Source organism: Rhodococcus sp. MALMAid1271 (assembly GCF_049195265.1).
Classification (GTDB): domain Bacteria; phylum Actinomycetota; class Actinomycetes; order Mycobacteriales; family Mycobacteriaceae; genus Rhodococcoides.
In genome coordinates this window covers 1-8,982 of the sequence record NZ_JBMIRQ010000125.1, presented here as the reverse complement: position 1 = coordinate 8,982, position 8,982 = coordinate 1, and the positions used below count along the sequence as shown (strand labels likewise).

General features: G+C 70.3%; 8 protein-coding genes. All 8 read left to right on the top strand.

Features of this window, described 5'->3' with window-relative positions; all coding sequences use genetic code 11:
• Window positions 1–419: 419 nt before the first annotated feature.
• Genes ACOQFP_RS24100 through ACOQFP_RS24065 form a run of 8 tightly spaced genes read left to right on the top strand, consistent with a single transcriptional unit; the run spans window position 420 to window position 8,741 of the window.
• Complete coding sequence (locus ACOQFP_RS24100) at window positions 420–764, top strand: NADH-quinone oxidoreductase subunit A (protein ID WP_007626392.1); 345 nt, start codon at window positions 420–422, stop codon at window positions 762–764.
• A complete protein-coding gene (locus ACOQFP_RS24095; protein WP_421585770.1) occupies window positions 755–2,074 on the top strand; it encodes a hypothetical protein in 1,320 nt (439 codons plus the stop codon). The genes ACOQFP_RS24100 and ACOQFP_RS24095 overlap by 10 nt, the downstream gene beginning before the upstream one ends.
• A complete protein-coding gene (locus ACOQFP_RS24090) occupies window positions 2,067–3,002 on the top strand; it encodes a complex I subunit 1 family protein (protein WP_017836399.1) in 936 nt (311 codons plus the stop codon). The genes ACOQFP_RS24095 and ACOQFP_RS24090 overlap by 8 nt, the downstream gene beginning before the upstream one ends.
• 3 nt (window positions 3,003–3,005) lie before the next feature.
• Entirely contained in the window at window positions 3,006–3,569 is a 564-nt protein-coding gene (locus tag ACOQFP_RS24085) for an NADH-quinone oxidoreductase subunit J (RefSeq protein WP_064257203.1), read from the top strand.
• The gene (locus ACOQFP_RS24080; RefSeq protein ID WP_017836397.1) at window positions 3,566–3,868 is read left to right on the top strand and encodes an NADH-quinone oxidoreductase subunit NuoK; all 303 of its coding nucleotides are present in this window, start codon (window positions 3,566–3,568) and stop codon (window positions 3,866–3,868) included. The genes ACOQFP_RS24085 and ACOQFP_RS24080 overlap by 4 nt, the downstream gene beginning before the upstream one ends.
• Window positions 3,865–5,811, top strand: a complete 1,947-nt coding sequence (locus ACOQFP_RS24075; protein WP_206492765.1) for an NADH-quinone oxidoreductase subunit L — start codon at window positions 3,865–3,867, stop codon at window positions 5,809–5,811. The genes ACOQFP_RS24080 and ACOQFP_RS24075 overlap by 4 nt, the downstream gene beginning before the upstream one ends.
• A gap of 2 nt (window positions 5,812–5,813) precedes the next feature.
• Window positions 5,814–7,304 (top strand): complex I subunit 4 family protein, encoded by a 1,491-nt coding sequence (locus tag ACOQFP_RS24070; protein WP_007626381.1) that lies wholly within the window; start codon window positions 5,814–5,816, stop codon window positions 7,302–7,304.
• 21 nt (window positions 7,305–7,325) lie between these two features.
• Window positions 7,326–8,741, top strand: a complete 1,416-nt coding sequence (locus ACOQFP_RS24065; protein ID WP_042329325.1) for an NADH-quinone oxidoreductase subunit N — start codon at window positions 7,326–7,328, stop codon at window positions 8,739–8,741.
• Window positions 8,742–8,982 lie beyond the last annotated feature (241 nt).

Genomic DNA, 8,982 nt, shown 5'->3' with positions numbered 1-8,982 from the left:
CTGCCGCCCTTCATTGGAGGGCAGCAGGGGCTCTATCCGCTCCCACTGCTCGTCGGTGAACTGGCGAAATCGTGACTTCGTCTGTCCCATACGGCCACGGTCTCGCGGGTCACCGCTCAGCTATGGGAGACACGCCCTAGTCAAGGAATGTGGACAGTTCTTCGATGAGTAGCCAGCGACGCGCGGAGGTGTGCGCTTTCTTTCGACGACAACCCCGCCCCCAGTCGAGCCCAACCGGTTCCAGAGATTTCGCATCAGTCGGACCCACACGCGGGTGTTCCTGCTCTGCGGAGCCGGCCCCGGTCACGGCTGACCGCCGAGCTGGAACGAGATTATCGATCGCGGTAATCCGTTAAGGTGACTCCCATCGCTCAGCGACCGGCCTCGATGTTCGACCGCGAGAAAGGGGAGAGACCGTCATGTCCTCAGGGATCGTGTCCGTGGCTCTGGTGGCGCTGTCTGTCGTTGCTCTCTTCTATGCACTCCACCGCGTGGCCAGCATTACCTCCGACCCGTTGACAGTCCTGCCGGCCCAATCCGGGTGGGCACCGCAGGAGCACGCCCTGTCGCGGTTCCACGCACGCTGGTACCTCGCCTCGATCGTGTTTCTGGCCTTCGACGTCGAGATGCTCTTTATGTACCCGTGGGCCGTGGTGGTGATCGAGAAGGGGCTCTCTGCGGTGGTGGAGATGTTCCTGTTCCTTGGTGCCCTGCTAGTCGCCGTGGCCTGGGCACGGCGAGAAGGCGCATTCCGATGGGCTTGAGCCCGTTTCTCGCCCGCCTCGCCGTCCAGGCCACCCGGGTGCTCGTCGTCGAGGCCCCGGGCCAGTGGGCGACTCGGATGGAGCTTGAGCAACAGCTACTCCGTCGCGGGTGGCGGATAGCCAGTAGTCCGGCTCAGGGGGACGTGCTCGTCGTGTGTGGTGCGCCGGGTCCTGAGCTGTCGGATCTGGCGAACCGCCTCTGGGAGCAGATGCCCGGCCCTCGGGTGCGCATCGGCATCGCCTCGCCCGGAGCGGTGGTTCCCGCCCTCGACAATGCCACTGCGCTCCTGCTCGACACTTCCCATCACCGGACCGACGCCCGCGAACGGGCGCAGGAGCCCTCGATGTCCGATCACGCGAACAATGCTGATGGCGAAGGGCACGAAGGGCACGTGGGCCACGAAGGACACGAGGAACACCAGGGCCACGGTGGACACTCGGACCACGAAGAGCACGCGGATCGCCAGGCGCACGAGGGCCACGAAGACCATGGCGGGCATGGTGGCCACGAGGGCCACGCAGACCACGGCGGGCACGAGGGCCATGAAGGCCATGGCGGGCATGGTGGCCACGAGGGCCATGAAGGCCACGGGGATATGGACATGGCTCCCGCCGGGATTCCCTTGGCCGAAGGCGGGGAGGACCGCGACGGCCTGGAGATGGATGTTCTCCATCTGCCGCTCGGTCCGGTATTGCCGTTCTGGCCGGCCGGGCTCGTGCTGCACTGCTCGCTACAGGGGGACGTTGTCGTCGACGCCACCGCCTCGGTGATCGACGCGACGGAGCACAGGGCCGGAGCACCCGGTCGGCCCACGGACCACGCGTCTGCCACGGTGACCCAATGTGATCAGGTCATGGCACTGCTGGCACTGGCCGGTGCCGAAGACCTGGCGGACTGCGCCCGCCGTGCCCGGGACGGGATTCTGACGGGCGATCCCGGTGCCGCCCGTGACGCCGTCGAGCGTCTGCACCGGAAGGTTCGCAGGTCGCGGCTGCTGCGCTGGTCATTGCGGGGCGTGCTGCCGCTCGGCCCGGCCGATCTGGAGCGCCACGGCTTGCCGGGGCACTGCCTCGGGGATGCCCACGACCGGTTGCTGGCCCAACTGGAACGGATCCGCGTCGAGGTCGGCGGCGCAACGCCGGACCGGGCGGATGGCGGCTCAGCGCAGGAATCTGCGGACAAACTAACTGTGCCGTGGGCGGTGGTGCCGGACCTGGTGACCGGTTTGGAGCTGGGCACTGTGCGCTTGGCGGTGGCGAGCCTTGATCTGGGCTCGCATCCTGCCGTCCGGGAGGTGGGGCATGTCTGAGACCGTGGTGACGACCGTGTCCGGTGGGTGGGCCGTGCTGGCCGGGGTGATCCTGTGTGGGCTGGCGTTGTTCGCGGTGGCGCTGGACGGGGTGCTCTCGTCGCCGGCGCGGGGCGGCGGTCGTGGCGGGCCCACTCCCCTGGCCCGTGCGGCCCGTCTGTTGCGGCAGCGTCGCCGCACGACGGTCGCCGCGGACACCCTGCTGTGGCGGATCGGCGGCGCGGGCATGCTGGTCGGGGCGTTCCTGATGATCGCCGTGATCCCGCTGGGCCGCTGGACACTGGCGGACCTCGACGTGGGAGTCGTGTGGTTCAACGCCGTCGACGTCATGGTGTGGGCCCTGGTCTGGCTGGCGGGGTGGGGCGCCAACTCCATCCACGGTCTGGTGGGCGGTTACCGCTTCCTCGCGCACGGGCTGGCCTATGAGCTGCCGCTGATGTTCGCATTGGTGGCCCCGGCGATCGCCGCCGGCAGTCTGGCGGTGGGCGACGTCGCGGCCGCGCAGGACGGCGTGTGGTTTGTGGTGTGGATGCCGGTGGCGTTCCTGGTCTTCCTGATCGGCGTGACCGGCTTCTCTGTATGGGGTCCATTCGCCCCGGCCCTGTCCGCGGACATCGTCGGCGGGGTGACGGCCGAACTCTCGGGGGTCGATCGGCTGGTCCTGCAGGCCGGGCGCTACCTGTTCCTCACCGCCGGGGCGGCGTTCTCGGTGCCGCTCTTCCTCGGCGGTGGTGCCGGGCCCGTCCTGCCCGACTGGGCGTGGGTGCTGGTCAAGACAGCGCTGGTGCTGACGGTTCTGGTGTGGGCGCGGCGCAAACTTCCGCTGCTGCGACCGGATCGGTTCATGGAGATCGGCTGGACTGTCTTGCTCCCGGCCGTCGTGGCCCAGGATCTGCTTGTGTCCCTCGTCGTGGTCTGGAAGGGCTGAGCCGTGCTGGTCGGGATCGTGTTCTGGGTACTCGCTGTGGTGGCGGTGACCGCGGGGACGGCCGTGTTCGTGGTGGACTCGATGGCCCGGGCCACCTACGCGCTGGCGGCATCGTTCATCGCCGTGGGGGTGATGATTTTGCTGCTGGGTCAGAGCTACCTGGGCATCATCACGATTCTGATGATGGTCATGGAGATGGCGGTGATGGCGGTCTACATGGTGATGTTCATGGGCATGAACCCGGCGCTGATGCCGATGGACATGACCCACGGGAAGAAGACCGCGATCGGCACCTCGGTCGGGGTCTTTGTGCTGCTGGCCGCCGGGGCGCTGCTGATCCCGTGGCCCGAGCGACGTGGCGCCCCACCCGAGGACCTCACCAACGCGCTGGGCCTGGAGATCATGGGCGAAAAGATGTTGGTGATGGCCGTGGTGGGCGCGGTCATGGTGGCCACCATCGTGGCCGGGATCGTCCTGGCCGCCGGGCGCACCCGCTACGACCGGCTCGGCGACGATCTGCGGCGCCGCCCGGCCGACGACCCCCAGCCGGGAGGTGTGGGTCGATGACCCTGGAGGCCGTTCTGGTGGTGGCCGCCGCCCTGTTCGCCGTCGGGCTCTACGGGGCCCTGTCCCAGCAGGTGGTGGTGATGGTGATGATGGGCCTGGAGTTGATGATCAACGGGGTGCTCCTGGCCGCCGCGGGGTTCTGGTGGTTCCTGGCCCCGGGCCCCTCCGGGCAGGTGCTGCTGCTGGTGGTGCTGGCGGCCATGACCGTGGAGATGGCCATGGGCTTTGCCGTGGCGACGCTGTTGCACCGCAAGCGGCAGACCGACATGACCGACATGGCCGAGGATCTCTCCGGATGACCGCCGACCAGACCTTGCTGCTGACCCTGGTGGTGCTCCCGGCTGCCGTGGGTGCGGTGCTCGCGCTGACCCGGGCGGAGCGGGTTGCGGCCCCGATCGCGGTATCGACCGCTGCCGTGACCGCGCTGCTGGCGGCTGTCGTCGCCGTTGCGCGGCCTGCGGTGGCGTTCCCGTTCATCGCCGGCGTCGACGTGGCATTGGAGGTCGACGCCCTGGCGGCGCTGACCCTGCCGATGGTCGCAGTGGTGACCCTTTTGGTGCTGGTTTTTGCGGCCGGCAACATCCGGGCGGCCCGGCCCCGCTTCCACGGGCTGATGCTGCTCTTCGCCGCCGCGGCCCTGATCACGGCCTCGGCCGCCAGCCTGCCGGCGCTGCTGTTTGCCTGGGAGTTGATGGGCGCGACCTCGTACGCGTTGATCGGGTTCTGGTGGCGGGACACCGACCGCGTCTCGGCCGGGCTCACGGCCTTCCTCACCACCCGTACCGCCGACCTGGGTCTCTACCTGGCCGCCGGCGCTGCCTTGGCCGGCGGCGCCGGTATGGGCCTGTCCGAGTTGCCGGCGGCGGAGAGCCCGTGGCGGCACGTGGTGGCGGCCGGGATCCTGGTGGCGGCACTGGGCAAGGCCGCGCAGCTGCCGTTCTCGTTCTGGCTCTCCGGCGCGATGAAGGGCCCCAGTCCGGTCAGCGCACTGCTGCACTCGGCGGCGATGGTGGCAATGGGCGGTTACCTGCTGCTGCGCGTGGAGCCGCTGCTCGCCTCCACCGGGTGGGCGGGCCCGGCCGCCGCGTGGATCGGGCTACTGACCGCGGTGGCGATGGGGATCGTGGCGTTGGCCCAACGGGATCTCAAACAGTTGCTGGCGGCGTCCACTGTGGCGCAGATGGGATTTGTGGTGCTGGCCGCCGGAGTGGGCGCGGTGAGCGGAGGTGCCGCCCAACTGGTGGCCCATGCCTCCACCAAGGCACTGCTGTTCCTCGCTGCCGGGGCGTGGCTCACCGCGTTGGGCACCGAGAAGCTCACGGAACTGCGCGGGGCGGGCCGCCGATGGCCGGTGGTGGGCGTGACCGCGACCGTGGGAGCCCTGGCCCTGACCGGGATCGCGCCGCTGTCCCTGTGGGCGACCAAAGACGCGGTGCTGGCTGGGGCCCTGGAGACCTCGGCCTGGCTCTACGCCACAGGACTGGTGGCGGCGGCCCTGTCGGCGGCCTACTCCGGCAAGGTCCTATGGACGATCTGGCACCGCGGGGCCCAGGCCCGGGTCGAGGAGCCCACCGCCGGGCGGGAGGTCGGCGCAACGCAAGAGCTCGGCACCGGGCAGGTGGGGGCGCTCGAGCAGGCCCCGCTGGTCGTGCTGGCCGCGGGGGCGGCCGGGCTGTCGGTGTTGGCGCTGCCCCCGCTCAGCGGCGCCCTCGCCCAGGCGATGGGCGGGCACGGCGAGGTGACGGCGCTCGAGCTCGTGGTCTCGGCCGCCATCGCCCTGGCCGTGGTGCTGCTGATGCGACGTCTACGCGCCCCGGAACTCGGGTGGGCCGAGCGGTGGCTGGGGCTGGAGGCTGCTGCGCACGTTGTCGTCGTCGTTCCCGTCATGCGGTTGGCGCACCTCCTGGCCCGGTTCGACGACGCGGTCCTGGACCGCGCCGTGACCTCCGTGGCCGGGGCCGTCCCGATGCTGGCACGGTCCGTGGCGCGGTTCGACGACGAGGTCCTCGACGCCGGAGTCGGAGCAGCCGCACGGGCCGCCCATACGGCCGGGCAGGGCGCGGCCCGCCTCGATGACGCCGTGGTCGACGGCGCCGTCGAGGGCCTGGCCGGTTGGGTTCGCCGACTCGGGCACCTGGCCCGCACCCCGCAGACCGGGGCCGTCCACCAGTACCTCCTGCAGGCCGTCGCGGTGCTCACCGTGGCCGTGGTGGCCTGGACCGTCTACGCAGTGATGGGATGAGCATGCTCAGTCTGATCGTCTTTCTCCCCTTGGCCGCCGCCGCCGTCCTGGCCGCGGTGCCGGCGATCGGGCCGGCGGCCGCGCGATGGGCGTGGATCGCGGTGAGCGTGCTGGAAGTGCTGCTGGTTGCCGTGGTGTGGGCCGGCTACAAGGACCCGGGACCGAACGGGCTGGCGTTCGAGGAGCAGGTGCCGTGGATCCCGGGGGTGGGCAGCAGTTACCACGTGGGCATCGACGGGCTGTCCCTGCCGCTGGTGGCGATGACGGTCGTGGTGTTCTTGGCGTGCGCTGTGTACTGCCTGCGGGATTCGGACCGGCCGCGCGTGCAGGCGGCGCTATTTTTGTTCCTGCAGAGCATGAGCCTCGGCGTGTTCGTTTCAGCCGACCTGATCCTGTTCTTCGTCTTTTTTGACCTGTCGATCGTGGGAATGTACTTCATCATCGCCGGGTGGGGCCACGGCAATGCGGCCCGGTCGGCGCTGAAGTTCTTCCTCTACACGTTCCTGGGGTCGCTGGCCCTGCTGCTGGGTTTCATCGGGCTGTATGTGTTCTCGGCGCCCCACACCTTTGACATCCCCGAGCTGGTCGCCGCACCCCCGCTGGCCGGTGAGCCGCTCGCCGGGGGGCTGGTGCTGGCGGCGATCCTGGTGGGCTTGGCCGTCAAGACCCCCACCGTGCCGTTCCACACCTGGCTTCCCCCGGCCCACACCGACGCCCCGGCCGCCGGCTCGGCCGTCCTGGCGGGGGTGTTGCTGAAGATGGGCGCGTACGGCTTCGTGCGGATCGCCATGCCGATGCTGCCCGAGGTCTGGCGGGCGTGGGCCTGGGTGATCGTGGCCGTGGGAATCGTCTCCGTGCTCTACGGCGCACTGGTGGCGCTTGCCCAGACCGACCTCAAGCGGATGATCGCCTACACCTCCGTCAACCACATGGGCTACATCGTCCTGGCCCTGGGTGCGGCCGGGCTGCTGGTGGAGGGTGCCGAGCAGGCCCGGTCCGTGGCGGTCACCGGCGCGATGGTGCAGATGGTCAGCCACGGACTGATCACCGCCGCCCTGTTCTTGCTGGCCGGGGTCATGCAGAGCCGGGCCGGGACCTACGACCTGGGTTCCTATGGCGGGCTGGCCGGCCCCGCCCCGCGGTACGCGGCGCTGTTCGCGATCGGCGCCTTTGCCTCCCTGGGCCTGCCCGGGTTCTCCGGGTTCATAGCCGAGTTCCAGATCTTCGCCGGCAGCGTGGCCGTGGCCCCGGTGACCGCAGTGGCGCTAGTGGGCATCGTGATCACCGCCGCCCTGTTCCTGCGGGCCCTGCAGCGGGTCTTCACCGGGCCCGCCGCCGGGCGCTCCCCCGGGTTCGCGGACCTGCGGGCGCACGAGCTGTGGTCGGCCGGCCCTCTGCTGGCGCTGTCCGTGCTGATCGGAGTGCTGCCGCTGGTGCTGCTCGGGGTGATCGAGCCGAGCTCGGCCGCCCTCGTGGAACTGGTGGGACGGTAACCCGTGGACGCCTCCATGCAGATGAGCCCCGGGCTGCTGCTGCCCGAGATCATCGTCTTTACCGGCGGATTGGCGGTGCTACTGGGCGGATCGTTCCTCCCCCGGCAGCGCCAGTGGATCGCCCGCGCCGCGGCCGCCCTGGCGCTACTGGGCGCCGCGACCGCCGCCGCGGTGGCTATGGCCGGGCCTGCGCAAAGCGCCTTTGCGGGTACCTTTGCCGTGGACACCGCCACCGGCGCCGCACGGGTGATAGCCACCCTGGCCACCCTGCTGATCCTGGGGGTGGCCTCCGGGGAGCTCAAGGACTCCCCGCGCGAATCCGACACCTACGCCCTGCTGCTCTTCGCCACCGCCGGGGTGATGGTCCTGGCCGGGATCACCGACCTGTTGGTGCTGATCGTGGGATTCCTGCTGGCCAGCATCCCGCTGTACGGGATCATCGGACTCACCGGCGGCCGCTTGGGCGCCGAGGCGGCGGTCAAGACCTACCTCATGGGGGCGCTGTCCGGGATCCTGTTGATGCTGGGCGTCACCGTGCTCTATGCCCTGGCCGGAGGCACCGACTACGCCCTGCTCCGGGAGGCGTTGCCCACCGCACCGGACGCCGCCGTGGGGACAGGCATCCTGGGGGTGCTGGCCGGGCTGCTGTTCAAGGCCGGCGGGGTGCCGATGCACTTCTGGGTGCCCGACGCCGCCCAGGGCTCCGGGGTCACCGCCGCCACGTTCCTGACCACCGTGCCCAAGGTGGGCGCGCTGGTGGCCGTGTACCGGTTGGTGGCCACAGTCTCCGCCGAAGAGCACTCCTGGTTGCTCGTCGCCGCCCTACTGGCCACCGCCTCGATGTTCCTGGGCAACCTGGCCGCCTACTGGCAGACCGATCCCCGCCGGCTACTGGGCTGGTCGACCGTGGCGCAGGTGGGGTTCCTGCTGGTGCCCGTGGCCGCAGCCGGGCGCAGCGACCTGGCCCTGCCCTCGCTGTTGTTCTACCTGGCCGCCTACGCCGTGACCAACGTCGCCGCCTTTGCCGTGACCGCTGCCCTGCCCGAGCACCGGACGCTCGCCGAATACCGCGGGCTGGCCCGCTCCCGCCCAGGGTTGGGACTGACCGTGCTGGTGGCGCTGCTGGGGCTGGTGGGCACCCCGCCCCTGGCGATCTTCGTGGGCAAACTGACCACCGCCACCGCCGCCTGGGACGGCGGTCACGGGTGGCTGGCTCTGGTGGTGGTGGTCAACAGCGTGATCAGCCTCTTCTACTACCTGCGCTGGTTCGCCCCCGTCTTCGCCCGACCCGACTCCCAAGCCGCCGAGTTCCCCGGACGCGGCGGGATGGCCGCCTGGCCGGCCGTCACGGCCGCGGTCGCCGCGACCGCGAGCCTGGCGCTGGGCGTCCTGGCCGGTGTCCTGTGGGCTGCCCTCGACGGCCCCGGGATCCTGTAGGGCTGGGAGCGGCAGCCTTCCCCAGCCGGAAGGGGCGTCGAGTAGGTGCGGGAGGGAGCCGGGGGCCGTACAGGAGAGCCCGCTTATAGGAGAGAACCCCCTAGGGCGTGTCTCCCAATCGGCGTAGCCAGGTGAGAATTGCGCAGAGGGTGACGGCGGCGCGGTAGGTGATCGCGAGTTTGTCGTAGCGGGTGGCCAGCGCTCGCCATTGCTTGGCCAGAGCGAAGGAACGTTCAACGAC

Excerpts from the sequence above, each read along its gene's own strand:
- ACOQFP_RS24100 (WP_007626392.1), top strand. The coding sequence starts at position 420 with ATGTCCTCAGGGATCGTGTCCGTGGCTCTGGTGGCGCTGTCTGTCGTT.
- ACOQFP_RS24095 (WP_421585770.1), top strand. The coding sequence starts at position 755 with ATGGGCTTGAGCCCGTTTCTCGCCCGCCTCGCCGTCCAGGCCACCCGG.
- ACOQFP_RS24090 (WP_017836399.1), top strand. The coding sequence starts at position 2,067 with ATGTCTGAGACCGTGGTGACGACCGTGTCCGGTGGGTGGGCCGTGCTG.
- ACOQFP_RS24080 (WP_017836397.1), top strand. The coding sequence starts at position 3,566 with ATGACCCTGGAGGCCGTTCTGGTGGTGGCCGCCGCCCTGTTCGCCGTC.
- ACOQFP_RS24075 (WP_206492765.1), top strand. The coding sequence starts at position 3,865 with ATGACCGCCGACCAGACCTTGCTGCTGACCCTGGTGGTGCTCCCGGCT.
- ACOQFP_RS24070 (WP_007626381.1), top strand. The coding sequence starts at position 5,814 with ATGCTCAGTCTGATCGTCTTTCTCCCCTTGGCCGCCGCCGCCGTCCTG.
- ACOQFP_RS24065 (WP_042329325.1), top strand. The coding sequence starts at position 7,326 with ATGAGCCCCGGGCTGCTGCTGCCCGAGATCATCGTCTTTACCGGCGGA.